Raw genomic sequence first — 26,739 nt, 5'->3', positions numbered from 1 at the left:
CGCCGAAAACCTTTCAATCACCAACGCTGATATTCACTCTGTTCGGATACGGAGCACGATATCCTGGTCGTAATTGCCAAATCCGCGTCCGAAAATGTTGATGCCACCGGGATGGCGCGCATCATCGCGCACACCAATCCGCACCCGGATGGAATGATGGGCCAGCAGATCGATAGCATTGAGATCGATGGAGGAAATCTTGACGCCATCAACGAACGTGCCCTCTGATGAAATTCGCCAATTCTTCAGCTTGCCGTATTGGGAGCCCTTCAGCTTCCACCAGTCGGGCGTATAAACACCGCGCTTGTCACCGAAATCGCCGGGAGAGGTCCATGTTCCGACATCCGTGCCATTGATCGACAAAGTGATGTCGGATGGCCAGTCAGCACTGGTGCCGGGTACTTCCGAACTCAACTCCATGGCAATCTCGATTTCGCGGATCGCGCTGCCGGATAGCTTGGCATTGTTGGGGAATTGATATTCCACATAGCCTCTGGTGAACCAGATCAGCCCGGCTTTCATCCGTTCCGGATCAAGGAAGGTATTGGGGACGTCCAGCAAGCCAATGATTCCGTCGGGCGAACACAGACCACAGGGTGCCGTCACCTCATAGCTGGTATAAAGCCCGATCGGCATCGCGACTTCGATGGCATGGGCATCGATCTTACGCCGCTCGCTCTTGAAGACAACCAATACCTCCTCGGCAGTCGGATAGCAGATCTTCTGGCTGCCCTTGCGGGCCTTCTGGCTCTCGGTGCGGATCAACCCCGCGTCTTCCAGAACCTGAAGATTGGTGGAGACGGTGGATTGCGGCAGCGACAGTTCGGCAGCGATGTCATTGACATTCATCGCCCCCTTGTCATGCAATAGCTTGAGCATTGCGATCCGCAATGGCGAGGCCAGCCCTTTCAGAACCGCCATGCCGTCTTCCGGGTCGATCACAAGAAAATTTCTGCTCATTGCTGATATTCATCCGAAAACAAGGCGTTTCACGAATGAATATCAGAATTCCTGATGCAATCAACTGGCCCAAAGTCTCAAACGGATTTCAACGCGGCAGCCTGTTCGCCAATATCCAGGAACAGGCCCGTCATCAATCGCATGCCCTCTTCAGCAATGGACAGAAGAGCGTGCTCGTTCGGTCCGTGCTGACCGCATTCGGCATGGGAATGGGGAATCCAGATGGTCGGCAGGCCAAGAATGTCGGTAAAGGCATCATTGGGCAGCGACCCCGCCAGATTGGGCAGAACATGCACAGGCTTTCCACTGGTGCGGGCTATGGATTGCTCGACAAACCGCACCCAGGGATGATCGGGGGAAAACCGGGTGGCGCGGAAGGCCTCGCCACGGGCTGGCTCCACCGCCACCATGGGGAAACCATGGGCATCCAGATGGCGGCGCAGGGCAGGCAGAATGCCCTCCATATCCGTTCCCACCACGAACCGCAGTTGGCAGGTGGCCCGCGCCGATCCGGCAATGGCATTTTGCGGCGCCTCGATATTGCCCGAGGAGATGGCCAGAACCGCCATGGAATTCCAGCCGAAGACCCGCTCGGACGGCGTCAGATCCGCTTGACCCCAGTCCGCGTCATGCTTGCGGGACGGCAGGTCCTTGAGGGCAGCGCGAATGTCAGGGGTCAGGCTGGTCGGCAGCCATTCCGGGATCTGGATCTGGCCCCGCGCATCAACAATCGTGGCGATGGCATGGGCGAGAATGATCGCCGGATCGGCCAGCAATCCACCGAAATTGCCGGAATGATGATCGCCGTCGCGCAGGTTGACGACAAGGTTGAAGGCAAAGCCGCCGCGTGAGCCCATGAACATGGTCGGCGTATCGGCGGCCAATCGCGGCCCGTCGGATGCGATCAGCACATCGGCGGCAAGGACTTCGCGCTTGGTCTGGAAAAACTCACGCAAACCGTAGGAGCCGGTTTCCTCGGCCATTTCCATGATGATCTTGACGTTAAAGCCGAGCTTTCCCTGCTCCTTCAAAATCAGTTCCAGCGCCTTGATATTGATGAGATGCTGGATCTTGTTATCCGCCGTGCCGCGCCCGTAGAGCTTATCCTCCTCCTGATTCAGCACGAAAGGGTCTAGCCCTTCGCGCCAGCGATGCGCCTCGCCATTACAGACATCGCCATGCCCATAGATCAGCACGGTCGGCAGGCTGCCGTCCTCGATCAGGCTGGCGATCAAAAGCGGTGCGCCGTTCTCTCGCGGATTGGCGAAAATCTCCGTAGCAAAGCCAAGCGATGACAGCAGCGGCTGAATATCCTGCACCAGATAGGCTTGCAGATCCTCTGGTCTGCCTTCCGACTGGCTGACCGAGCGGCGTGCGATAAGCTGAGCCAGATCCTTGGCCAGCTTGCCGCCCAGCGCATAATCGGACGCATTGCGGATGAAGATCTCTCTGGTCATAAAACCTGCCTTTTGATTATTTTGCGACGCAATGCCAAGACCATAGAGGATAGGCAAGCAGAAGCGCAAATATCAATGCGCCTCAGCCGCCCTCCTTGCGCAGATTCCGGGCCAGCGCCCGATGCCGCTCCTGGGATTTCTCGATATGCTCGCGCATCGCGGCGCGTGCACCCTGCGGGTCCTGACCGGAAATGGCGTCGGCAATCCGACCATGCTCCTCCACCACTTGCGAAAGATAGGTTTCGCTGCGTGAAGAGGCCAGGTTGGGCAAGTTGGAGCGCGGAATGGCCTGCGGACCAAAGCTTTGCAAGGCGCTCAGATAATAGCTGTTATTGGTGGCCCGGGCGATGGCCAGGTGAAAATCGAAATCCGCCTTGGAGGTCGGCGCTTTTTCAGCAACAAGATCCGCCATCACCTCATTGGCCGCCCGGATCTCATATTCCTGCGCCGAAGAGCGGCGCACGGCGGCAAGTGCTGCGGCTTCCGTCTCGATCGCCACCCTGAATTCCAGCATTTCCAGGGTTTTAGGAATGCTCCGCTGCTCTTCCGTGCTGAGGCGCAATTCCTGTCCGGGCAGGTCATCAACAACGAACACGCCCTTGCCCTGGCGGGCATCGACAAGGCCAGCAGCCCGTAGCTCGGCCAAGGCCTCGCGGATCACCGTGCGGCTGACCCCGAACCGCTCGATCAGCCCCGGCTCGGTCGGCAATTGCGTGCCGAGCGCCAGCCGTCCGCCGACGATATCGGCACGCAAGGCTTCGATGACGCTTTCGGCCAGCCTTGGCTTGCGCTGTGCTTCATTCGGCGATGGGGCTTTGGCCATGGAAATCTCCATAAAGGTGCAAGTCGGGTTTTGGGCAAATCTTGAACGGAATTCGACTGGACAGGCATTTTAAATCATAATATGACTTCACATGAAATCATGATATGACCAGGTTGCAGTCATTATAAAGCACGAGGATAGGTGCCCGTTCAAGTCTTTCGCGAAGAAGATCGTGTGGCACGGAGCAGTTGAACGCAGGAGAGGCGGACCATGGAACCGAATGAACTGAAACGTGCACTGGGCGCAGGCTTGCTGTCCTTTCCCGTAACCCCTTTCGATGACAAGGGCGAGTTCAACCCGGATGTCTATGGCGCGCATATCGATTGGCTTTCGGGCTATGACGCGACGGTACTGTTTGCCGCTGGCGGCACCGGCGAAATGTTCTCGCTGTCGCCGGATGAAATTCCAAATATTGTTGCCACCGCCAAGGCGGCATCGAATGGCGTGCCTATCGTGGGTGGCTGCGGCGGTGGCACGAGGGTTGCCGTGGAAATTGCCAAGGGCATCGAAAAGGCTGGGGGCGATGGCATTCTTCTGCTGCCGCAATATCTGATCGATGCGCCGCAGGCGGGCCTCTATGCCCATGTCAAGGCGGTCTGTGATGCGGTTGGCTTTGGCGTCACCGTCTACAACCGCGACAATTGCGTGCTTCAGACCGAAACCATCCAGCGCCTGGCCGATGACTGCCCCAATCTGATCGGTTTCAAGGACGGTACCGGAGAACTTGGCCTGGTGCGCCGCATCACCGCGACGCTGGGCGACCGGCTGACCTATATCGGCGGCATGCCAACGGCGGAATTGTTTGCCGAGGCCTATCTGGGTGCGGGTTTCTCCACCTATTCGTCGGCTGTCTTCAATTTCGTGCCGCAACTGGCCTGCGACTTCTACAAGGCGCTGCGGGCTGGCGACCGGGCGACCTGCGAAAACATTCTCAACCGGTTCTTCTTCCCCTTCATGGACTTGCGCAGTCGCCAAAAGGGCTATGCGGTCGCGGCCATCAAGGCGGGCGTTCGCCTTCAGGGCTTTGCCGCCGGTTCGGTGCGCCCGCCCCTGACGGATTTGACCTCGCAAGAAGTGGATATTCTGGCCGGGCTGATCGAACCCTGGAAGCAGTGAGAAACAACTGACGAAAAGAATAGACCCGGGAGCGTCTATTCTTTTCGGCTGGCAAATGCAGCGAAGCGACTTCAGCCCATCATAAAAATATCTTTTCGGGAGGAAAATACGATGAAGACCAGAAAACTGCTTGCCACAGTGGCGCTTGCCGCACTGGTGGGCATGCCGGTCATGGCGATTGCCCAGGACTATCATCAGGCGCCGCAGCTTGATGCGCTGGTCAAGGAAGGCAAATTGCCGCCGGTCGAAAAACGTCTGCCGGAAAATCCGCGCGTCGAGGACATGGTGGACCGGGTCGGCGTCTATGGTGGTTACCAGACCGGCGGATTGGTGGGCGGCAATGACCGCAACGCGCTCGCTAAACTGACCGGCTACGAGCCGCTGATGGCTTGGGACCGTGAATGGTCCGGCAAGATCATTCCCAACGTCGCCACCTCCTACAAAGCCAGCGATGACGCCACGACCTTCACCTTCGAATTGCGCAAGGGCATGAAATGGTCGAACGGCATGGATTTCACCGCTGAAGACATCGCCTTCATGGTCAATGACGTACTTCCCGACGACAAGCTGTTTCCGGCCAAACCCGCCTGGATGCTGGTAGGCGGCAAGCTGCCGGTAGCGACCGTCAACAGCCCGACCAGCGTCACCATCAAATTCTCCGGCCCGAACGGCCTGTTCATCATGAATGTCGCGGGCGTTTTCGGCACGCAGTTGACGCTGATGTCGAAGCAATATTGCAGCCAGTTCATGCCGAAATTCAATCCCGATGCCGAAAAGCTGGCGAAGGATGCCGGGGATGCTGGCTGGGTCGAGCATTTGACCAATAAATGCGGGCTGGAAATCGAGCAGGCGCAGCGCTGGCGCAATCCTGATATGCCCGTGCTCGGCCCCTGGAAGATCAAGGACCCCTATGTGTCCGGCGCCACGCAGGTGACGTTTGAGCGCAATCCCTATTACTGGAAGGTCGATCCGTCGGGCAACCAGCTGCCTTATCTCGATGGCGCCCGCTATAGCGTCAATTCGGATGTGCAGACCGTGCTTCTGGCGGCGATTGCCGGCAAGATCAACTATCAGGAACGCCATATCGGCGTGAACCAGAACCGTCCGGTCTTGAACGACGGCGCGGATAAGGGTGGTTACGAGTTGATCGACCGGATTACCGGTCAGGGTGCGGATACGTCCTTTGCCTTCAATATGACCCACAAGGACCCGGAGATGCGCAAGATCTTCGGCAACAAGGACTTCCGGGTGGCGATGAGCATCGCCATTGATCGCAAATCGGTCATCGATGCGATTTATCTGGGTCTGACGCAGCCGAAACAGGTGGCGCCAAACGAAAACACGCTCTACGCCAATGACCGGCTGGCGCATCAATATCTCGATTACGACCCTGACAAGGCCAACAAGCTGCTCGACAGCATTGGCCTCGACAAGAAGGATGCCGATGGCTTCCGGCTTCGTCCTGACGGCAAGCGCCTGACCTTTACCGTCATCACGCCTGCGGCGCTGTCCAACTGGGGCGATGTTGCCGAACTGGTCATTCGCTACTGGCAGGCTGTTGGTGTCGATGCGCGCTTCCAATCGATGGACCGCACGCGGTTTTACGAGGTCAAGAACAACAATGACCATGACGTGGCACTGTGGACCGGCGAAGGATATGGCGTCGATGCCCTGCTTGATCCGCGCCTCTATATGCCGGTCTCGATTGAATCCAACTATGCGGTCGCCTGGGGCAAGGCTTATCTGAAGATGCAAGGCGGAGAAGAGCCGCCGGAGCCGGTCAAGAAACAGTGGGATCTGTATAACCAGATCAAGGGCACCACCGATCAGACCAAGCAGACGGCGCTGTTCCAGCAGATTCTCGATATTGCCGCCGACCAGTTCTACACGATTGCGATTTCGACACCGCCGGCGGGCTTCGCCGTCAAGGCCAAGAACCTGCACAACGTGATGAACAATGCACCGACCTCCTGGGTCTACCCAAGCCCGGCACCCAGCAATACCGAGCAATGGTTCATCCAAAACTAGAGCCTTTTGTTTTCGTTTGTCTTTTCGGGAAAGCCGGTTTCCACTTTTCCTAAGGCAAACTCAAAGTGAGCTCCTCCCGACTTCGGGGCGTCGTCCGTGTGGCGCTTGCCCAACCTTGCGCTGCTCGGCCGGCGCCCCGAAGACAAAGCTTTTGGTCACACCGCCTCCCCCTGCCGGTCTCAACGGACAGGAACGCAAGACCCCGGAAAGGATCGTCGATGTTACGGTTCATCACATTGCGCGTGCTGGGCATGATCCCAGCGATGTTTGCCATTTCGCTTCTGACCTTCGTGGTGATCCAGTTGCCGCCCGGCGATTTCGTCTCGACGCTGGCCGCCCAGGCGGCTGAAACCGGCGATACCATGTCTCCTGCCCAGTTGGAGACCCTGCGCCAGCGCTATGGCATTGGCGAGCCGGTCGTGCTGCAATATGTCCACTGGATTGGCGGCGTGATGCATGGCGATTTCGGCTATTCCTTCGAGTGGAACCAGCCTGTCAGCCAATTGGTGATGCAGCGGATGGGGATGACAGCGCTGGTCGCCTTCATCACCCTGATGTTCGTCTGGCTGACGGCCCTGCCGATCGGCATCTATTCCGCCGTGCGCAAATATTCTCCGGGCGATTACCTTTTCACCCTGCTGGGCTTTATCGGCATGGCAATCCCGAATTTCCTGCTGGCCATCCTGCTGATGTATGTGGCGACCATTCACTTCGGCCAGAGCGTCGGCGGGTTATTCTCGCCGGAATTCGCCAATGCCCCCTGGTCACTGGCCCGAATCGGGGATTTTCTCAAGCATGTCTGGATCCCCGTGATCATCCTGGGGGCCAGCGGCACGGCGGCGCTGATCCGCGTCATGCGCGCCAATCTGCTTGACGAATTGCGCAAGCCTTATGTGGAAGCGGCCCTTGCCAAAGGGCTGCCAGAACGGCGGGCGATCCTGCGGTATCCGGTGCGCGTTGCCATCAACCCGTTCATTTCCACCGTCGGCTGGGTATTGCCGACCCTGATTTCCGGCGAGTTGATCGTGTCCACCGTGATGAACCTGCCCACCGCCGGACCTCTCCTTTTGCAGGCGCTGAAATCCCAGGACATGTACCTGGCCGGTGCCTTCCTGCTGATGACCGGTGGCCTGGTCCTGGTCGGTACGCTGCTGTCCGACATCCTGCTTGCCATCGTCGATCCAAGGATTCGTCTGACATGAGCGTAACATCTTCCCCCCTGCCCCAAGCCACGACAGGCGCTGGCACGCCGAACGAACCCTTGCTGGACAATCAGACGACCGGCGACCGCATGGTGGTCTCCTCGCAATGGGCGTTGATGTGGTTCAAGTTCCGCCGCCACAAGCTGGCAATGATCGGTCTGATCGCCACGGCGGCGATCTATTTCCTGGCGATTTTCGCAGAGTTCCTGTCGCCAACCCTGCCGACAACCTTCAAGCCGCAATATACATTCGCGCCGCCGCAGCCGATCAGCCTGTTTCACGATGGCAAATTCCTGCCGCATGTGAAGGGCTACAAGAATGTCGTCGATCCCAAATCTTTCACCCGGGTTTTCCAGGTGGATGACAATGCGATCATCCCCATCGAGTTTTTTGCCCGTGGCGAAAGCTATGACATGTGGGGCCTGTTCACCACCAATCTACACTTCATCGGCCCGCTCGATCATACCAAGCCTTTCTATATTCTGGGTGCCGACCGGCTTGGCCGCGATCTCTTGTCGCGCGTCATCTATGGCACACGGATTTCCATGTCGATTGGCCTGATCGGTGTGTTTCTCAGCCTGGTGATCGGCCTGGTCCTGGGCGGCATCTCCGGCTATTTCGGCGGGATCATCGATAGCGTCATCCAGCGCACCATCGAGTTTATCCGCTCCATTCCGACCATTCCGCTATGGCTGGGGCTGGCCGCCGCCATGCCCAAGGACTGGTCGTCGCTCAAGGTCTATTTCGTCATCCTGGTCATTCTCTCGCTAATCGGCTGGACAGAAATGGCGCGGGTGGTACGAGGTCGTTTCCTGTCCTTGCGCACCGAGGATTTCGTCACCGCCGCACGGCTGGACGGCGCCAGCGAAATGCGGGTGATCGGACGTCATATGATGCCGTCCTTCACCAGCCACATCATCGCCGCCGTGACACTGGCAATCCCGACGATGATATTGGCGGAGACCTCGCTAAGCTTCCTAGGCCTTGGCCTGCAACCGCCCATCGTCAGCTGGGGCGTGCTGCTTCAGGATGCCCAAAACCTGCGGGCGCTGACCCAGGCACCGTGGCTATTGGCACCCGGTGTGGCGGTGGTGGTCGCAGTCCTCAGCCTGAACTTCCTTGGCGACGGCCTGCGCGATGCAGCCGATCCCTATGCATGAGGTAACTCCATGACATCGAACGTAAAGCCCCTCTTGCAGGTCAAGAACCTCAGTGTCGAATTTCCCGTGCATCGCCAGGTGATCCAGGCTGTCCGCAATGTCTCCTTCGACGTCTATGAAGGCGAAACCCTTTGCGTGCTGGGCGAAAGCGGCTCGGGCAAAAGCGTTACCGCCCGCGCCATCTTGAAACTGCTGGCCGATCCGGGTCGCCTGACATCGGGTGAGATCCTTCTCGCTGGCGAAAACGGCAAAGCCGACCGCGACATCGCCAAGCTCAAATCCTCCAGCCAGGACATGCAATCGATCCGGGGCGGTCAGATCGCCATGATCTTTCAGGAGCCGATGACCTCGCTATCGCCCGTACATCGGATCGGCGAGCAGATCATCGAAGCGATCCTGCTGCATGAGAAAATGGACAAGGGTGAGGCGCGCGTCCGCGCCATCGACCTGTTGCGTCAGGTGCGCATTCCCGATCCGGAAACCGCCATCGACCGCTATCCCTTCGAATATTCAGGCGGCATGCGCCAGCGCGCCATGATCGCCATGGCGCTGTCGTGCAATCCGCGCCTGTTGATTGCCGATGAGCCGACCACGGCGCTCGACGTCACCACCCAGGCCGAGATTCTCGACCTGATCGTCTCGCTTCAGCGTGAGCGCGGCATGGCCGTGCTGTTCATCACCCACGATATCGGCGTGGTGGCTGAGATCGCCGACCGGGTGATGGTGATGTATCGCGGGGAAAAGGTCGAGGAAGGGCTGGCGGAACAGGTTCTGCGCCGTCCCGCCGCTGCCTATACCGCAGCGCTTCTGGGCGCCGTGCTGAAGCTGGAAACACCTTTGCCGCGCCGCACGCTTCCCGCCGCCGCCAAGCCGCTGATGGAGGTTTCCGACCTGCACTTGCAGTTCGGCTCGCGCCGCCGCTGGGGAGTGAAACAGACATTCGGCGTTAAGGCTATCGACGGTGTTAGTCTAACGCTAGCCCCCGGCGAAACCCTTGGGATCGTCGGAGAAAGCGGATCGGGCAAGACCACGCTTGGCCGCACCATGCTGCAAATCTACAAGCCCACGGCTGGCCATGTGCATTATGCCGATGCCAACGGGCAAGACGTTGACATCGCCAAAGCATCGCGCAACACCATGCGTCATCTCTATACGGAAATGCGCATGGTGTTTCAGGACCCACATTCTTCGCTCAATCCACGCATGACGGTGTTTGAAACCATCGCCGAGCCGATGCGGATGATGGGCCTGACCACCACCCAGATGCGGGAACGGGTGGAATATCTGCTCGACCGCGTTGGCCTGCCAACCAATGCCATCAACCGCTATCCGCATGCCTTTTCCGGTGGTCAGCGTCAGCGTATTTCCATCGCCCGCGCCATCGCGCCCAATCCACGGCTGATCATCGCCGATGAGCCGACCTCGGCGCTGGACGTGTCGCTGCGCCATCAGGTTCTCGATCTACTGGCCGAATTGCGGGCCGAGCTTGGCATCAGCTTCATCTTCATCAGCCATGACATTACCGTGGTGCGCTATTTCTGCGACCGGGTGGCGGTGATGCAAAAGGGCAAGATCGTCGAAATGGGCGATGCCGACGACATCTGCCTGCGGCCCCAGCATCCCTATACCCAAAAGCTGATCGCCTCAGTGCCGCAGCCCGATATGTCGAGACGGCGCAAACCGCTGATCATGCCGCAGGCGATGGGGGTGCAATGAGAGAATTTACCGCGCAACCGCTTGATATTCCAGCCGTCACCGTGGCGGAAAGCCCGCTATGGCATGAGGATGCGCTCTGGTATTGCGACATCGAGGCAGGCGGCCTGCTGCGCTTTGATCCGCAAGATGCCAGCTTGAAACGCTGGGTGCTGGACGGCGCGCTTGCCTCCATCGCGCCAACGGATGGCGGTTTCATTGCTGGAACCTCACGCGGGTTCGAATATCTCTCGCTGGATGGCGATCGACTGAACCGGGAACTGCTGCATTCTCCTTTCACTGCCGCGCCCGGCACCCGTATGAATGACGGCATCGCCGATCCGGCTGGGCGCTTCTGGTGCGGCAGTATAGAGCCGCATCGTGCCCATCTCGGGCGGCTTTTCTGCATCGACAAAGGGCAGGTTCGCGTGGTGCGCGACGGCTTTCGCACCTTGAATGGTCTTGCCTTTTCGCCCGATGGCAGGCGGCTTTACGTGTCTGACAGCCATCCCACCCTTGCTAGCGTCTGGGCCATTGAGCTTGACAGTGATGGCATGCCACTGGAGCCCCCACAGCTCTTCGCGGACCTGTCCGAGATCGGCGGGCGCCCAGATGGCGCAACGGTGGACGAGGACGGTTTTTACTGGATCGCCGCCTCCGATAGCGGGCGCGTGCTGCGACTTGATCCCAAAGGCCGCCCCGATATGGTCATCCATGTGCCCACCACCAATCCGACCAATATCACCTTTGGCGGGCCGGATTTCAGAACGGCTTTCATCACCAGCCTGAAACCGGGGGGAGAAGGCAATGCGTTCGCGGGCCTGGTCTTTGCGGTCGATCTGCCGGTAGCTGGGCGCAAACCGGACGGCTATATCGCTTGAGCCCGGCCATTTGACCTAAAGCACTTTCCGCTTAATCGCTCTCATAGAATGTGCTTTAGGTTTTTGTTTATACGCATGTCTTTACCCCAAAACCGGAAACCACTTTTGGGAGACAGACTCTAGGCAAGGAGTGTTTGATGACCCGTCTCCTGATCACCGGTGCCGCCGGCAATATCGGCACCACGCTTGCACCGCGCCTATCCGCGCTTGGCTATGACCTGGTGTTGAGCGACCTGCATGACAATGCGGCCCGGGGCATCAAAGGTGCCGATCTCGGCGATTTCGATGCGATATGCGCCGTCATGCAAGGTGTGGACGGCGTCATCCATCTCGGCGGCATGGCCAATGAGGCATCGTTCGAAACCGTGCTGAATGCCAATATTCGCGGCACCTATCACATATTCGAAGCCGCCCGACGCCTTGGCGTCCCGCGTATCGTGCTGGCCAGTTCCTACCATGTCGTCGGCTTACACCCGTTCGGGGCGCCAATCGATGAGACCGCGCCAATGCTGCCCGACAGTTTCTACGGCCTGTCCAAGGCCTATGGTGAGTTGCTGGCCCGCACCTATCACGACAAATGCGGCATTCAATCGGTATCCGTGCGCATCGGCTCCTGCTTCGATACGGTGCGCAGCCCCCGTATGCTTACCACATGGATCAGTGCCGATGACCTGACCCGTCTCGTCGACCGCGCCTTCAATGTCGAGACGCTCGGCTGCCTGATGGTTTACGGCGTCTCCGACAATGATCGCGGCTGCATGGTGAGTAGCGACGCCGATAAGCTCGGCTGGAAAGCGCAGGACCGGTCACAGGACGCGCCGATGGACCAGGGCCGCGAAAGCGAGATCATCGGTCCCCTGCTGGGCGGACCATTTGCCGAAGCCCCCCTGCCACAAAACTAAACGCAGCGCCTCGTGGTCTGACTTTTTTGGTGAAATCCATTCTCATTAACGGCATAATGTCGTAGATAGACCACGACGAGGCCTTTTGGCTTCATCGTGATTGTCCTCACTATCCTCTCCACCTAAGGCGATGGATATCGAGATCATGTCTGCGAGGATCGTAAATGAAGACGATTTGGGCCGGCAACGGGCTGTTCGTATGAATGTCACGGCATTGCTGGTCGATCTCTGTCGCCAGGAATTGAAACGTGCTGTGTCGCCCGAAGACAATCTGCTGGAAGACGGTCTGACCATCAACCGGGCCTTGCGCATCATTGACCGTTTCTGGCGGGAAACCTCCATAGAACTGGATGTCAACAGTTTCTATCTCTGGCCAAGTCCGCAGGCGCTTGCCCGTGCCATCGAGAATGGGGCCTATTTGAACCTGCCAAAGATTATCGAAATCAGGAAGGGTTCCACGGACAAGACATTGATCGTTTTTGCCGGAGGCTTGAGCTGTTTTCTGGAAGTACAGGACTTCATTCAACGATTGCACTTTCCGGGCCGAATTCTCGGCATGTCCCTGACGCCCTTCGATAACACCAGTCGTGACCCGGCTGTGGTCGAGGATGAAATTCGCACCTGTCTCACAGCCCTGCGAGAGGCGAGCATTCCCGGTCCCTATTGTTTGATGGGCTATTCCTTCGGCGGAGTTTTGGCGCTTGAACTGGCGAGAGCATTGAAAGACAGTGGCCAGGATGTCGCCTTTCTTGGCCTGATCGACACACCCCAAAGCGAGTATATCTGGCCGCTAACCGTCTGGTCGCGGTTCATGCTGAAACGCTTGACGCGGCGGCTGAGGACCGCAAAGCCCCGGCTTGACCCGACCGCCATACCGCCTGACCGGCACACCAGACGTGATGGAGGTCTTCCCATCAGCACCCGATGGACAAAGATGATCACCCTAGCCGCTGGCATTGCCGCCTATTTCCGCCCATTTCTGTTTCGCTTCCGCGATCCCCGTCACCCCGACTATCCGACGATGGCGCCGCAATGGATCGGTAATTACCCTCCCAGCTATGATCGACTGGCCCGTCAGCTTCTGAGAATGAAGGGGCTCTACCGGCCACGACTTTATACCGGTCGTTTGACATTCTATCGCGCCCTTGGTGGTTCACCGATTGATTGCGATCCGAAGACCATATGGGAGGCTTTCTTGCCGGGCGCAGAGTGGATCGACATGCGCGGCAATCACCAGAGTATCGTGATTGGCCGCAATGCCGAAACACTCGCCCGCGACCTGGATTGGCGGTTGGACGAATGCCTCAGATGTCCTTCAGATCAGTGCGCCAAGTAAGCTTGACCTTACACCGTCCAGCGACCTATAGTTCATCGCGCATTCCCCGTAATGCATTATTTATACATTACAATTTCCCCTTGAAATGGAAGAGGATCAGGCGGAAATTCTGCAATAATCCGGTGGTATCGATAGGAAGACGAGTGGTTCGTGCACCAAAAGCCCAACCCCTTCGTCCCCTCAAAGGCTGCCCGAACCCCAGGAGGAAAACCCAATGTCGTCGTCTCTTGATCATAAAAAGGTGCTGATAACAGCCGCTGGCCAGGGCATAGGCAGGGCCAGCGCATTGGCCTTTGCCCGCGCCGGCGCCACGGTCGTCGCCACTGACATCAACGAGCAGGCGCTGGCCAGCCTGGAAGCGGAGGCTGGTATCACCACACGCCGGCTCAACGTTTTGAAGGACGAAGAGGTCAAGGCGGTGATTACTGAAACCGGTCCCTTCGACGTGCTGTTCAATTGCGCCGGTTTCGTTCATGCTGGCTCGGTTCTCGACATGAAGGACGACGAACTGGACTTTGCCTTCGACCTCAATGTGCATGCCATGGTGCGCACCATCCGCGCCGTCCTGCCTGCGATGATCGAAAAAGGCGATGGCGCGATCATCAATATGTCTTCAGTCGCCTCCAGCGTGAAAGGCGTTGCCAACCGCTGCGCCTATTCCATCACCAAGGCCGCCGTGATCGGCCTGACCAAATCCGTCTCCGCCGAATATGTCGCCAAGGGCATCCGCTGCAATGCCATTTGCCCCGGCACGGTCGAAAGCCCTTCGCTTCAGGACAGGCTGAAGGCGCAAGGCGATTATGAAGCGGCCCGCGCCGCCTTCATCGCCCGCCAGCCGATTGGGCGGATCGGCACGCCGGAAGAGATCGCCGATCTTGCCGTCTATCTGGCTGGCGCCACCTATACGACGGGACAGGCCTATGCCATCGATGGCGGCTGGTCGATTTAGGGCATTTCCAAGAAAATACTTCGAAACATGAAAGGAAACATCCGATGAAACTGATGCGCGTTGGCCCGATTGGCCAGGAAAAGCCAGCCCTTCTCGATAGCGATGGCAAGATCCGCGATCTCTCCGCCCATGTCACCGATATCGGCGGCGCCGCGATTTCGCCGGAGGGGCTGTCGCAACTGGCGGCGCTCAATCCCGAAACGCTGCCGGAACTTGCGCCCGGCAGGATCGGCGCCTGCGTCTCCGGCACCGGCAAGTTCATCTGCATCGGCCTCAACTATTCCGACCATGCAGCAGAAACCGGCGCAACCGTTCCGCCTGAACCGGTGATCTTCATGAAGGCGACTTCAGCGATTTGCGGTCCTAATGATGAAGTATTGATCCCTCGCGGTTCGGAAAAAACCGATTGGGAAGTCGAACTTGGCGTCGTCATCGGCAAGACGGCGAAATATGTGTCAGAAGCAGACGCCATGGACTATGTCGCAGGTTACTGCGTTTCCCATGACGTGTCCGAGCGCGCCTTCCAGACCGAACGGGCCGGTCAATGGACCAAGGGCAAATCCTGCGACACCTTTGGCCCGATCGGTCCCTGGCTGGTCACCAAGGACGAGATTGCCGATCCGCAGAACCTGAAAATGTGGCTGACCGTCAATGGCGAGACCATGCAGGACGGCTCCTCCAAGACCATGGTCTACGGCGTCGCCTTTCTCGTGTCCTATCTCAGCCAATTCATGAGCCTGCATCCCGGCGATGTGATTTCCACCGGCACGCCGCCCGGCGTCGGCCTGGGCATGAAGCCACCACGCTTCCTGAAAGCGGGCGATGTGGTCGAACTGGGCATCGAAGGTCTCGGCACCCAGAAACAGGCATTCATCGCCGATATCTAAGGTTTTTGTGGTTGCTGCGTCCTCGTGGTTCGGTGCGAATCACCACAGGCTCGCCGTCAGCAGTATATCGGCCTCGGCAATAAAAATGCCGAGGCTCAAGATATCAGAGGTCGCGGTGGCTTACTGGATAATGACGCAAACCGGAATCGGTTGAAGGAATTATGCAGTATCGCTACTTCTGACCAGCCTGCGCTTCCGGTTGGATGTCCACTGTGGCCGTCAGGCCCGAGATCAGCCTTGTACCCTCTGGGACATTTTCGAGATGAATGCGCACAGGCACGCGCTGCGCCAGCCGGACCCAGTTGAATGTCGGGGTGATATTGACCAGCAGGCCGGAGCTTGAATCGCGCTCGCGGTCCTGGATGCCGGTCGCCATGCTTTCCACCCGGCCAGTCAGCACGGTTTTTTGTCCCATGATCCGCACGGAGGCCCGGTCGCCTTCACGAATGCGCTGCAATTTGCTTTCCTCGAAATAGGCCTCGACCCGCAAGGTATCGGTGTTGACGACAGCCACCGTAGCCGTGCCTCTATTGACGAAATCACCGACCTGAAGAGAGAAATTGCTCACCGTGCCGTTAACGGTGGATTTGACTTCGGTGCGATCCAGATCCAGCTTGGCAACATCGCGGCTGGCAAGGGCCTTGTTATAGGAAGCCTGGGCCTGCTCTTCGGCAGACACCGCCTTGTCGCGCGCCTGGGCCGAAGCGGAATCGCCAAGCCGCTCTTCGCGCTGGCGTTCGCGGACGGCCTCATCCAGCGAGGATTTCGCCTGATCGAGATCGGCCTGCGCCTGCTCCAGAGCCAGTTCGAACCGTTTTGCATCGACCTTGAACAGAACATCGCCCTTACGCACGGTCGCGTTGTCCTTCGCCAGCACCTCGCTGACCGGACCGGTGACATCAGGGGCAATCTCGGCGACATCGGCGCGCACGCGCCCGTCGCGCGTCCACGGCTCTTCCATATAATAGACCCAGAGGTGATAGCCGGCAAAAAGCGCGGCAACAACGACAACCAGGGTAACAGCGACCCTACCGAGAGATTTCAACATCGTCATGAGACAAACCAGCGTGTTAGAAAGGAAAGACCTGCCGTCAGCAGGACAAAGAGCGCAACATCGAAAAGCCCACGATGCCAGACGAGCCCATAGGCACCCATCCAGGCCAGCAGCTTGCGGATCACCATGCTGATCAGCAACGCGATCAGCATCACCACGAAAAGGCGCGGGATATAGACGCCATAGATATCGAATTCGGTCGGCATTGACGTTACTCTGCTGCGAAAGAAAGTTGGTGGGCGCCGGACTGCGAACCACCGGCCTGCGGGGAAAGGCTTGGCGGTGGCGATTGACCAAACAGCACGCGCCTGAGGCCGACCAATGCGTCGGTCACACGGCGCCCGACATCGCCCTCGTTGCGCATCACCGTCTCGAGCGCCCTGTCGATGGTGTCCTGCAATTGCGGCTGCGCCGGGCTTGAGCCACCAAGCTTCAACCGACGCCGATAATGGTCTGCAATGCCAGCAAGAACCTGTGAGATGAGCGTACCGCTTTCCTGCCCAAGCGACGGCCGCTGTTGTTGCAGCGTCACCACGTTGAACCCGAGCCGGACATCGGCAAAGCCATCGACATCGCCGAGATCGCGCACATTCAATGCCGCCAACCGCGGGACAAGCTGCCCAAGCCGGTCGAGACTGCGGCTGGAAAGGCGGTCGACATCTCCCGACCGTGATCCGGAAGCCGTATCGGCAAGATCGCGCCACCCAGATTTCATCAGTCGCCGAGCCGCCAGTTCAGCCCCGAAAGGCTGGGCGACGGTGACCCAGAGTTGGGCAAAACCAATACCGAGCAAGGTGGCCAGCCCGCCATTGGCAAAGCTGGTCAGATCGGCGGAATACTGGTCCTGAATGGCGATCAGCGTGGCACTGTTGACTGCCAGCAGCATGAAAAACATCCCCATTTGCGGATTGCTCATCTTCAACCCGATGAACAGGAACATCGGCGCCAGCGTCAGCACCAGCATTTCGAAGGACGTGACGGCCGGAAGAATGGCAAAGAGATAGACAAAGGCCACCACAATCGACAGGGCAGTCCAGATCAGCATTTTGCGGATCATCGGCGCAGGCCGGTCCTGGGCGGCGAAAAACGAACAGGACACCGCGACCATGGAAACGAAACTCGCGCCCTGGCTCCAGCCGCTGGCAATCCAGAATGCGCAGGCCAATAGAATGCCCACCACCACAACGGCCACTTTCATGGCGAGCAATGCATGGTCGAAATGCCGTGAGCCCGCCAAGATACGCCTGGTGTGCAGGAGCGGCAAAGTCTCCGCCGCATGGCCGCCGCTAGCGATGTGATCGCGCAGCGTCAGGCAATCCTGCCAGAGTTCAACGACATCCTTCAGCCGGGTCAGCAGGCTGGACATGACGAGATCATCCCAGCCATGCGGCTTATCCTGCTTCTGCATGGTGTTGATCCGAGCCAGCAGGCTGGCGCCAGCCTTTTCCGTCTCGACGCCGCCACCCAGCTTGAACCAATCGGCGATATCATTGAGCAGTGCGATGAGGGTGTCATCCAGGCCGGATTGCTGTTTGACGGCATGCAGGCGGTCTGCCAGCGATGAAAATACTGGCAGCAGCATCAAAAGCCGGCCACGAAGCTCCCGCGCCTGACCAACGACATCCTTGGTTCCCGGATCGTAACTCAACTGACTGATCATCAGGTCAAGACTGGACACGTCAGAGGCCAATTGCTGACGTTTCAGCGGGGTGGACGGTATGGCACCTTCGCCGCGCAAAATATCTTCGGCCCAGGCACCAGCATCGGCCAGCCAAACATTGATCCTGTCCCCAAACAAGCGACCGATGCTGGAGGGAAACACCACCTGATTGACGAGCGTGGCGCATAAAATGCCCAGGGTAATTTCCTCGGACCGCGCCAGCGCGACATCGAAAACGCCGCCGGGATCACTGACGCTGGGCAGGGCGATCAGCGGCAGCGTGTAACCGGCCAACATGAAAACATAGGCACGCGCCGAACGGTCGAGCATCGACAAAAACAACAGAGTTCCGGTCCAGAGCGCCACGACCAGAGATAAAAGCTCCGGGGCATTGACGAAGACCGGCACGAACAAAACCGCAGCACTTGCACCCAGCAATGTGCCAAGCACACGGTACAGCGCCTTGGATTTGGTTGCGCCCGCAAAGGGATTGGAAACGATATAGACCGCCGAAACAGCCCAATAGGGCCGCGACAGATCAAACATCAGGGCAAGATAAAGGGCCAGCATGGCAGCCGCAAAAGCCTTGCCGGAAAACACCCAGTCTCTCCAGGTTGGTGCGACCATCGACCCTAGTCCTTCTTGTCCCGGCTCGCCCGCAGATCGACGCAGCGCTGCTGAAACTCCATTAAAACGCGTAGAGTCGTTTCAAGATCCGCCTGGGAAATTCCTTCGAAGACCCCTGCCCTTTCCTCGTCCAGCACCGCTTCTATCCGTGCTGCCATGCGCGTGCCTTCCGGCGTCAGCCAAAGACCCTTGGCCCGCCTGTCGGTGGGATCGTCCTTGCGCATGACCATTCCCGAGGCTTCAAGCTGGTCAAGCAGCCGCACCAGCGAAGGCCCCTCAATGCCGACATGTTCGGCAAGGGTGATCTGGCGAATACCGCCCCCTAACCGCCCGATCCACACCAGGGGCGAAGCGCAAGCCTCGGAAATTCCATGCTCGGCCAGGATCACATCGATCGTCCGGCGCCAGAGGCGCGCGGCCGAAAACAGCTGGCTGGTCAAACGTCTGCGGGTGTCGAGATCATTGTTCATGACTTCTAAATAGCACGGATATAATTAGTATTCAAACTATTTTGATAAAAATAATACCCACAACCCTGTGCTTTCCGAAAAGAGCCCGCGCCTCAAGCGTGGTCTTACTGGTTTCGCAACCGACCCTGCATAAGATTGATGACGGCTCTTGCGGCCTCCAGCACGTTTGTTCCAGGTCCGAAGACGGCTGCGACGCCGTGGTCGAGGAGGAACTGATAATCCTGTCTTGGGATCACACCGCCAACCACGACGATGATGTTTTCCGCGCCTTTGGCCTTGAGTGCAGCAACCAGTTGTGGCGCAAGCGTTTTATGGCCAGCCGCCAGCGAGGACATGCCGACGACCTGAACCTTGTGGCTGACGGCCAGATCGGCGGTTTCCTCCGGGGTCTGGAACAACGGACCGGCAATGACATCAAAGCCGATATCGCCAAACGCCGAGGAAATGACTTTCGCACCCCGGTCATGGCCATCCTGGCCAAGCTTGGCCACCATGATCTTCGGCTTGCCCCCCAGCACTGTGGCAAAGTCAGATAGCTGGCCGACAAGCGTCTGATATTCTGGATCATCGTGATAGCGGTCGCCGTAGACCTTGGATACCACTTTGGGCACGGCAGTGTGATCGCCAAACACCGACCGCATGGCATCCGATATTTCGCCCACGGTGGCACGGGCGCGGGCGGCATCAACGGCGGCGGCCAAGAGATTGCCCTCTCCTGTTTTGGCAATGCGGGTCATCTCCACCAGGCTCGCCTCCACCGTTTTTACATCCCGGCGGCGCTTGGTGTCTTCAAGGCGCTTGATCTGGCCAAGACGGACAGTGGCATTGTCGATATCGAGAATGTCGATCTCGTCTTCGGTTTCCAGCCGGTATTTGTTGACGCCAACGATCACCTCCTCGCGGCGGTCCACAGCCGCCTGGCGGCGGGTGGCGGCCTCCTCGATCAGGCGTTTGGGCAGGCCGTCAGCCACCGCCTTGGTCATGCCACCCAGGCTTTCCACTTCTTCGATCAGTGCCCAGGCCGCATCCGCCAGTTCCTTGGTCAGGCTTTCGACATAGTAAGAGCCAGCCAGCGGATCGACCACCTTGGTCACGCCGGTTTCATGCTGCAAGATCAGCTGGGTATTGCGGGCAATGCGCGCGGAGAACTCGGTGGGAAGCGCTATGGCTTCATCGAAGGAATTGGTATGCAGCGATTGCGTGCCGCCCAGCACTGCCGACATCGCCTCAAAAGCGGTGCGGACAATGTTGTTATACGGGTCCTGCTCGGCCAGCGATACGCCTGACGTCTGACAATGGGTGCGCAGCATCAGCGAGGCGGGCTTTTTGGGGTTAAATTCCTGCATGATCCGGGTCCACAGCAGCCGGGCGGCCCGTAGTTTTGCCGCTTCCATAAAGAAATTCATGCCAATGGCGAAGAAGAACGACAGCCGGCCTGCGAAGGCATCGACATCCAGGCCCTTGGCCAGCGCTGCCCGCACATATTCACGGCCATCGGCAAGCGTGAAGGCAAGTTCCTGCACCAGCGTCGCGCCCGCCTCCTGCATATGATAGCCGGAGATCGAGATGGAGTTGAACTTCGGCATCTCCCTCGCGGTATAGTCGATAATATCAGCGACAATCCGCATCGAAGGCTCGGGCGGATAGATATAGGTGTTGCGGACCATGAACTCCTTCAGGATATCGTTCTGAATGGTGCCCGACAATTTATCCCGCGACACACCCTGTTCTTCGCCCGCCACAATGAAGCTCGCCAGGATCGGAATGACCGCGCCATTCATCGTCATCGATACCGACATTTCATCCAGCGGAATGCCGTCGAACAGGATTTTCATGTCCTCGACACTGTCAATCGCCACGCCCGCCTTGCCAACATCGCCCTCAACACGGGAATGGTCACTGTCATAACCGCGATGCGTGGCAAGGTCGAAGGCGACGGAAAGCCCCTTCTGTCCAGCCGCCAGATTGCGTTTGTAAAAGGCATTGGAGGCTTCCGCCGTGGAAAACCCGGCATATTGGCGAATCGTCCAGGGCCGCCCGGCATACATCGTCGCGCGTGGCCCACGGGTGAAGGGCGCAAAGCCCGGCAGGCTATCGAGATGGTCCATGCCGGCAAGATCGTCTGCCGTATAAAGCGGCTTGACGGCAATGCCTTCCGGCGTCTGCCAGGTCAGGCTGTCCGGATTGGCCTTCAGCTCCTTTTCGGCAAGCGACTGCCAATCTGCAACCGTCTTCTTCGACATCGATTAATCCCTCCACCCTTGCAGACGAAAGACGACATGAAAGCGCCTCTCCGTTCAGCTTGATTTTAATGCGACTGAGTAGTATTTTTAATAGCTAATCCTTGAGGAGCCTGTCCCCATGTCCGTGAAAGCCTCGGTTTCCATCTCCGACCAGCAAGACAAGTTTGCCCGCAAGCTTGTGGAAGACGGGCGGTATTCAAGCCTAAGCGCCGTCGTGCAGCGAGGTCTTGAGCTGCTGCGGGAGGAAACAGAGATGAAGGAGGCGGAAGTTCAGGCATTGCGCGCGCTAATCGACGAGCGTAGCAAAGGTCCGTTCCTGAACGCCGAGGAAAGCAGCCGGACAATCCAGCAGATAATCGCGGCCAAAAAGTCTTTCTATGGCCTTTGATTTGGTGCGGTCTGCCGCCAGCAATCGAGATCTTGACCTGATCTTCGATCACCTTGTCGAAGCCTATTTGTCTTTCGGAGACGCGATACAGGAAGCCTTCGATCGCGCCTCGGCGCGTCTTCAAGCGATCGACGATGATTTGAAGGCGCTGGTCCATACGCCCTTTCAGGGAACGTTGTTGCCACACATTTCGCCTGACTTGCGGCATGTGACGAAAAACCGTGCCGTCATCTATTTCAAAGTCGATGAGGTCAAAAACCAGGTCCAGATCTTGGCGATCTTTTTCGGCGGGCAGGACCATCAGAGACATATGCTGGCGCGACTGGGTGAGAGGCAGGGCGATGATGCCTGATCCTTGGCTACCCGATCTTTGGCCAAAAGCACATTTGCCCATCACTCGAATTCCATGATCAGTTCGTCCACCGCCAGGCTTTGGCCAGCCTTGGCAACAAGCCTCTTCACCACGCCGCGTCGCTCGGCCTTGAGGATGTTTTCCATCTTCATCGCCTCGACCGTCGCCAGCGCCTGACCGGCCTCCACGGCGTCGCCTTCGGCAACCGCAATGCCTGTCACCACACCCGGCATCGGGCAGAGCAGCATTTTTGACGTGTCGGGCGGTAATTTCCGGGGCATAAGCCGGGCAAGCTCGGCGACGCGCGGATTGCGAACATGCGCCACGACATCCATGCCCCGCCAGCGCAGGCGGATAGCAGGTCCCTTGAGGTCAATTTTAAGCCCGATGCTTTGGCCATTGACGGTAAAAATTGCCAGCGTCTGGCCCGGCTGCCACACGCCATCGACCGAGAGCACATTGCCATCGGCAAACATCATGCTGCCGGGATCAGTGGAAAGCGTCAGCGGATAATTCTGCTCTGCCAGCCCCACGACCCAGTCACGGCCAATGGTGCGGGCGTGATTGCCCATGGTGCCGGAGACCTGCGCGGCACGGGCCTCGCGCCGCTGGTGGACAAGAGCGGCAATGGCGGCAAGCGTCTTACCCGCCATCTCATCCGGCTCGACCCCGGAAAAGCCCTCTGGAAACTCCTCGGCGATAAAGGCGGTGGTGATCTTGCCGGAGCGAAAGCGCGGATGCTGCATGACCGCCGACAGAAACGGCAGGTTATGGCCAATGCCCTCGACTTCAAACCGGTCCAGCGCCGCACTCATCGCATCGATGGCGGTGATCCGGTCAGGGCCCCATGTACAGAGCTTGGCAACCATCGGATCGTAATACATCGAGATTTCCCCGCCTTCGAACACCCCGGTATCGTTGCGGACCACCGTGCCATCGGCTTGCTGGCCTTCGCTGGGCGGGCGGTAGCGTGACAGCCTGCCGATCGACGGCAGAAAATTGCGATAGGGGTCTTCGGCATAGAGCCGGCTTTCGACTGCCCAGCCCGTCAACGTCACATCTCCTTGCGCAAGGGCCAGCGTTTCGCCCGATGCCACCCGGATCATCTGCTCAACCAGATCAAGCCCGGTGATCAGTTCTGTTACCGGATGCTCGACCTGCAAGCGCGTGTTCATTTCCAGGAAGTAGAAATTGCGATTGCCATCGACGATAAACTCCACCGTGCCGGCGGAATAATATCCAACCGCCTTGGCCAGCGCCACGGCCTGTTCGCCCATCGCCTTGCGGGTGTCCGCATCCAGAAACGGCGATGGCGCTTCCTCGATCACCTTCTGGTTTCGCCGCTGGATCGAGCATTCGCGCTCGCCGAGATAGAGCACGTTGCCATGCTTATCGCCCAGCACCTGGATTTCGATATGGCGCGGTTGGTCAACGAATTTCTCGATAAAGATCCGGTCGTCGCCAAACGAGTTCATCGCCTCGTTCTTCGACGATTGGAAACCCTCGCGCGCCTCGGCATCGTTCCAGGCGATGCGCATGCCCTTGCCACCGCCACCGGCAGACGCCTTGATCATCACGGGATAGCCGATCTGAGCAGCGATTTTCACCGCTTCATCGGCATCGGCAATCAGCCCCATATGGCCGGGCACAGTGGACACCCCCGCCTCTGCCGCCAGCTTCTTGGAGGTGATCTTGTCGCCCATGGCCTTGATGGCGCCAACCGGCGGGCCAATGAAGGCGACGCCCGCCTTGTCCAGCGCCTCGGCAAAGGCGGCATTTTCCGACAGAAACCCATAGCCCGGATGCACGGCATCCGCACCGGTCTGCCTGATCGCCTCGAGGATCTTGTCGATAACGATATAGGATTGGTTGGAGGGCGACGGGCCGATATGCACCGCCTCATCCGCCAGCTTGACATGCAGCGCATTGGCATCGGCATCGGAATACACAGCGACCGTGGCAATGCCCATCCGCTTGGCGGTCTTGATCACCCGGCAGGCGATTTCGCCACGGTTGGCGATCAGGATTTTGGAAATTGCCATGGTCACACTCCCGCCGTGTCGTCAAAGGCCTGCGGAAAGTTCTTCCGGGCCAGCTTTTCGTTGAGTTTCAGCTTGGCCGTATAGGAGGTCGGGTCAAAACCCCGCTCCGCGGCCAAAAGCTCCCGGCCAAATAGACGGCACAGCCGCTCGCCATCCAGATTGCCGCGCTCGAAAGGCTCTGCGCCAAAATACTCCCAAAGCGCCCGCACAAAGCCGATATCCGCCAATGCCACGGTCTGGTCCATGGTGCGATGACGCGGCATGGAGGTGAGCTTTGTCACGTTGGAATTGGCGCGCCGCAGCGTGAATTGCCACTGCGTGCCGAGAAGGCCCGCCGGAAAGCCGCGATGTTTCGGCATCTCAGAGGTTTTGACCATCATTCAGTATCCGGTTGAAACAGGAGGGAAACCATCGCGTCACACCTCGAAAACATTATCGAAGGATTCCGGAAAGCTATGGCGTGCCACCCGCTCATCAATCCGCAGCATCGCTTCATAAGACAGCGGATCGAAATCCTTTTCGACCGCCACCACCTCGCGGCCAAACAGCAGATTGAGCCGGGCCGCATCGAGATTGCCGCGCTCAAAGGGTTCTGCGCCGAAGTGATGCCAGAGCGCGTGCAGGAAAGCCGCATCGATGCGGTGTTCCTTGGTGCCTGGATAGGCCTTGCGTGGCATGGCCTTGATGGGGGTGACGCCCCGGGGATTGGCCCGGCGAATGGTGAACTGTACACCTGTTCCGGGCATGCCGGAGGGAAATCCACGGTGCTTGGTCATATCAGGGGCCTTGGACATCCATGCCGCCCTTTCTTGTCTGCCGGAACAGGTCCGATCTTGTTGTTGAAGTGAACCCGCTATCAAAGTGGGCCCGTTTTTAAAGCGGAATGGTATCGTGTTTTTTCCAATGGGTCGCAACCTGCTTGCCCCGCAGCGAGGCAAAGGCCCGGGCGATGCGCTTGCGCGACGAATGTGGCATGATCACCTCATCGATAAAGCCGCGCTCTGCCGCAACGAACGGATTGGCAAACCGCTCCTCATATTCCCTGGTGCGCGCCGCGATCTTTTCGGGATCGGCAAGTTCGGAACGATAGAGGATTTCGGTCGCGCCCTTGGCTCCCATGACAGCGATTTCCGCTGTCGGCCAGGCATAATTCACGTCAGCGCCAATATGCTTGGAGGCCATCACGTCATAGGCTCCGCCATAGGCCTTGCGCGTAATCAGCGTCACCATCGGCACCGTCGCCTCAGAATAGGCAAACAGCAGCTTGGCGCCGTGCTTGATGACCCCGCCATATTCCTGCGCCACACCGGGCAGAAAGCCCGGCACATCCACCAGCGTCAGGATCGGAATGGAAAAGGCATCACAAAAGCGCACGAAACGGGCCGCCTTGCGCGATGAGTCGATATCCAGGCAGCCCGCCAGCACCATCGGCTGGTTGGCAACCACACCGACAGTCTGGCCTTCCAGCCGGATAAAGCCTGTGATGATGTTTTTGGCAAAAGCCTCCTGAAGCTCGAAGAAATCGCCCTCATCGGCCAGCGCGTGGATCAGTTCCTTCATGTCGTAAGGCTTGGTGGAACTGTCGGGGATCAGGGTATCCAGCCGCATTTCAAGCCGGGCCGGATCATCGTAGAACGGCCGTTTCGGCGGCTTTTCGCGGTTGTTCAACGGCAGGAAGTCAAACAGCAGGCGCACCTGTTCCAGCGCCTCGACATCGTTTTCAAAAGCGCCGTCCGCTACCGAGGATTTCTTCGTATGGGTGCCAGCTCCGCCCAGCTCTTCCGCCGTGACGATTTCGTTGGTCACCGTTTTCACCACATCCGGACCGGTGACGAACATGTAGGAGGTGTCGCGCACCATGAAAATGAAATCGGTCATGGCTGGTGAATAGACCGCGCCACCCGCGCATGGCCCCATAATCACAGAGATCTGCGGAATGACGCCCGACACCTCGGCATTGCGGCGAAACACTTCGGCATAGCCAGCAAGCGAGGCCACACCTTCCTGAATGCGTGCGCCGCCGGAATCGTTAATGCCGATGACCGGCGCCCCGACCCGGACGGCCATATCCATGATCTTGCAGATTTTCTGGGCATGGGTTTCCGACAGCGAGCCGCCGAGCACGGTAAAATCCTGGGAAAACACATAGACTTGCCGACCATTGATCGTGCCCCAGCCGGTGACGACACCATCGCCCGCCACCTTCTGGCCATCCATGCCGAAATCCGCGCAGCGATGGGTGACATACATATCGTATTCTTCAAACGAGCCTTCATCGAGCAATATCTCGATCCGCTCGCGTGCTGTCAGTTTGCCTTTGGCGTGCTGCGCGTCAATCCGCTTTTCACCACCGCCAAGACGGGCCTCGGCGCGGCGGCTTTCCAGCTGATCCAATATTGTCGGCATGTGATCCTCATCCTCTGTCACGCGGACCTTAAAGCATAAAAGCTTAAACCGGAATCGGCTTAAGGTATCATGCAGAAAAGACATTTTATGAGGCGGGACCGTGA

Annotated in this window: 24 protein-coding genes; 12 read left to right on the top strand and 12 right to left on the bottom strand. The window is 58.6% G+C overall.

Translation table 11 applies throughout. From position 1 onward, the window contains the following. Window positions 1-33: 33 nt before the first annotated feature. The 3 genes from AVI_RS20375 to AVI_RS20365 all read right to left on the bottom strand — a co-directional run bounded on the left by AVI_RS20375 (window position 34) and on the right by AVI_RS20365 (window position 3,240). A complete protein-coding gene (locus AVI_RS20375) occupies window positions 34-960 on the bottom strand; it encodes an ArsR/SmtB family transcription factor (protein ID WP_041698557.1) in 927 nt (308 codons plus the stop codon). 77 nt (window positions 961-1,037) lie between these two features. Continuing rightward, window positions 1,038-2,417, bottom strand: coding sequence for a M20 family metallopeptidase (locus tag AVI_RS20370; RefSeq protein WP_012654026.1), 1,380 nt, complete (start codon window positions 2,415-2,417; stop codon window positions 1,038-1,040). 82 nt (window positions 2,418-2,499) lie between these two features. Next, entirely contained in the window at window positions 2,500-3,240 is a 741-nt protein-coding gene (locus AVI_RS20365) for a FadR/GntR family transcriptional regulator (protein WP_012654025.1), read from the bottom strand. Window positions 3,241-3,450: 210 nt separating this feature from the next. Between AVI_RS20365 and kdgD the strand changes: the two genes are divergently transcribed. The 10 genes from kdgD to AVI_RS20315 all read left to right on the top strand — a co-directional run bounded on the left by kdgD (window position 3,451) and on the right by AVI_RS20315 (window position 15,393). Next, entirely contained in the window at window positions 3,451-4,356 is a 906-nt protein-coding gene (kdgD, locus tag AVI_RS20360) for a 5-dehydro-4-deoxyglucarate dehydratase (RefSeq protein ID WP_012654024.1), read from the top strand. A gap of 111 nt (window positions 4,357-4,467) precedes the next feature. Next, a complete protein-coding gene (locus AVI_RS20355) occupies window positions 4,468-6,384 on the top strand; it encodes an ABC transporter substrate-binding protein (RefSeq protein ID WP_012654023.1) in 1,917 nt (638 codons plus the stop codon). A gap of 218 nt (window positions 6,385-6,602) precedes the next feature. Then, window positions 6,603-7,586, top strand: coding sequence for an ABC transporter permease (locus tag AVI_RS20350; RefSeq protein ID WP_012654022.1), 984 nt, complete (start codon window positions 6,603-6,605; stop codon window positions 7,584-7,586). Beyond that, on the top strand, window positions 7,583-8,746 hold the full coding sequence (locus AVI_RS20345; RefSeq protein ID WP_012654021.1) for an ABC transporter permease: 1,164 nt from the start codon (window positions 7,583-7,585) through the stop codon (window positions 8,744-8,746). The genes AVI_RS20350 and AVI_RS20345 overlap by 4 nt, the downstream gene beginning before the upstream one ends. 9 nt (window positions 8,747-8,755) lie before the next feature. After that, entirely contained in the window at window positions 8,756-10,462 is a 1,707-nt protein-coding gene (locus AVI_RS20340; protein ID WP_012654020.1) for an ABC transporter ATP-binding protein, read from the top strand. Beyond that, window positions 10,459-11,319 (top strand): SMP-30/gluconolactonase/LRE family protein, encoded by an 861-nt coding sequence (locus AVI_RS20335; RefSeq protein WP_049777353.1) that lies wholly within the window; start codon window positions 10,459-10,461, stop codon window positions 11,317-11,319. Before AVI_RS20340 ends, AVI_RS20335 begins: the two co-directional genes overlap by 4 nt. Before the next feature lie 137 nt (window positions 11,320-11,456). Beyond that, window positions 11,457-12,221, top strand: a complete 765-nt coding sequence (locus AVI_RS20330; RefSeq protein ID WP_049777352.1) for an NAD-dependent epimerase/dehydratase family protein — start codon at window positions 11,457-11,459, stop codon at window positions 12,219-12,221. A gap of 145 nt (window positions 12,222-12,366) precedes the next feature. Beyond that, complete coding sequence (locus AVI_RS20325; protein WP_234688606.1) at window positions 12,367-13,557, top strand: thioesterase domain-containing protein; 1,191 nt, start codon at window positions 12,367-12,369, stop codon at window positions 13,555-13,557. A 214-nt stretch (window positions 13,558-13,771) separates the two neighbouring features. Next, complete coding sequence (locus tag AVI_RS20320) at window positions 13,772-14,506, top strand: SDR family oxidoreductase (protein WP_012654016.1); 735 nt, start codon at window positions 13,772-13,774, stop codon at window positions 14,504-14,506. Window positions 14,507-14,550: 44 nt separating this feature from the next. Further along, on the top strand, window positions 14,551-15,393 hold the full coding sequence (locus AVI_RS20315) for a fumarylacetoacetate hydrolase family protein (protein ID WP_012654015.1): 843 nt from the start codon (window positions 14,551-14,553) through the stop codon (window positions 15,391-15,393). 172 nt (window positions 15,394-15,565) lie between these two features. Here AVI_RS20315 and AVI_RS20310 read toward each other — a convergent pair whose 3' ends face one another. The 5 genes from AVI_RS20310 to scpA form a co-directional block, all read right to left on the bottom strand. Then, window positions 15,566-16,447, bottom strand: a complete 882-nt coding sequence (locus AVI_RS20310) for an efflux RND transporter periplasmic adaptor subunit (protein ID WP_012654014.1) — start codon at window positions 16,445-16,447, stop codon at window positions 15,566-15,568. After that, complete coding sequence (locus AVI_RS20305) at window positions 16,444-16,653, bottom strand: DUF1656 domain-containing protein (RefSeq protein ID WP_041698552.1); 210 nt, start codon at window positions 16,651-16,653, stop codon at window positions 16,444-16,446. Before AVI_RS20305 ends, AVI_RS20310 begins: the two co-directional genes overlap by 4 nt. A gap of 5 nt (window positions 16,654-16,658) precedes the next feature. Next, on the bottom strand, window positions 16,659-18,734 hold the full coding sequence (locus AVI_RS20300; RefSeq protein WP_012654013.1) for an FUSC family protein: 2,076 nt from the start codon (window positions 18,732-18,734) through the stop codon (window positions 16,659-16,661). Between the two features lie 5 nt (window positions 18,735-18,739). Beyond that, window positions 18,740-19,204 carry a MarR family winged helix-turn-helix transcriptional regulator gene (locus tag AVI_RS20295; RefSeq protein ID WP_012654012.1) on the bottom strand — a complete coding sequence of 155 codons (465 nt, stop codon included), beginning with the start codon at window positions 19,202-19,204 and terminating at the stop codon, window positions 18,740-18,742. A 104-nt stretch (window positions 19,205-19,308) separates the two neighbouring features. Beyond that, window positions 19,309-21,447 carry a methylmalonyl-CoA mutase gene (gene scpA, locus AVI_RS20290; RefSeq protein ID WP_012654011.1) on the bottom strand — a complete coding sequence of 713 codons (2,139 nt, stop codon included), beginning with the start codon at window positions 21,445-21,447 and terminating at the stop codon, window positions 19,309-19,311. Window positions 21,448-21,565: 118 nt separating this feature from the next. Between scpA and AVI_RS20285 the strand changes: the two genes are divergently transcribed. Together AVI_RS20285 and AVI_RS20280 are read left to right on the top strand one after the other, a co-directional pair. Further along, window positions 21,566-21,835 carry a type II toxin-antitoxin system ParD family antitoxin gene (locus tag AVI_RS20285; protein WP_012654010.1) on the top strand — a complete coding sequence of 90 codons (270 nt, stop codon included), beginning with the start codon at window positions 21,566-21,568 and terminating at the stop codon, window positions 21,833-21,835. Continuing rightward, window positions 21,825-22,187, top strand: coding sequence for a type II toxin-antitoxin system RelE/ParE family toxin (locus AVI_RS20280; protein ID WP_041698550.1), 363 nt, complete (start codon window positions 21,825-21,827; stop codon window positions 22,185-22,187). Before AVI_RS20285 ends, AVI_RS20280 begins: the two co-directional genes overlap by 11 nt. Window positions 22,188-22,228: 41 nt before the next feature. Here the strand turns inward: AVI_RS20280 and AVI_RS20275 are convergent, their stop codons facing one another. The 4 genes from AVI_RS20275 to AVI_RS20260 form a co-directional block, all read right to left on the bottom strand. Continuing rightward, the gene (locus AVI_RS20275) at window positions 22,229-24,229 is read right to left on the bottom strand and encodes an acetyl-CoA carboxylase biotin carboxylase subunit (RefSeq protein ID WP_012654008.1); all 2,001 of its coding nucleotides are present in this window, start codon (window positions 24,227-24,229) and stop codon (window positions 22,229-22,231) included. 2 nt (window positions 24,230-24,231) lie between these two features. Then, window positions 24,232-24,606, bottom strand: a complete 375-nt coding sequence (locus tag AVI_RS20270; RefSeq protein WP_041698941.1) for a hypothetical protein — start codon at window positions 24,604-24,606, stop codon at window positions 24,232-24,234. 39 nt (window positions 24,607-24,645) lie between these two features. Next, entirely contained in the window at window positions 24,646-25,023 is a 378-nt protein-coding gene (locus tag AVI_RS20265) for a hypothetical protein (protein ID WP_012654006.1), read from the bottom strand. Window positions 25,024-25,102: 79 nt separating this feature from the next. Continuing rightward, the gene (locus AVI_RS20260; protein WP_012654005.1) at window positions 25,103-26,635 is read right to left on the bottom strand and encodes an acyl-CoA carboxylase subunit beta; all 1,533 of its coding nucleotides are present in this window, start codon (window positions 26,633-26,635) and stop codon (window positions 25,103-25,105) included. Between the last annotated feature and the right edge of the window lie 104 nt (window positions 26,636-26,739).

It is taken from the genome of Allorhizobium ampelinum S4 (assembly GCF_000016285.1).
Taxonomy (GTDB): domain Bacteria; phylum Pseudomonadota; class Alphaproteobacteria; order Rhizobiales; family Rhizobiaceae; genus Allorhizobium; species Allorhizobium ampelinum.
The sequence above is the reverse complement of the archived record's forward strand: the minus strand, read 5'-3'. Positions and strand labels throughout refer to the sequence as shown.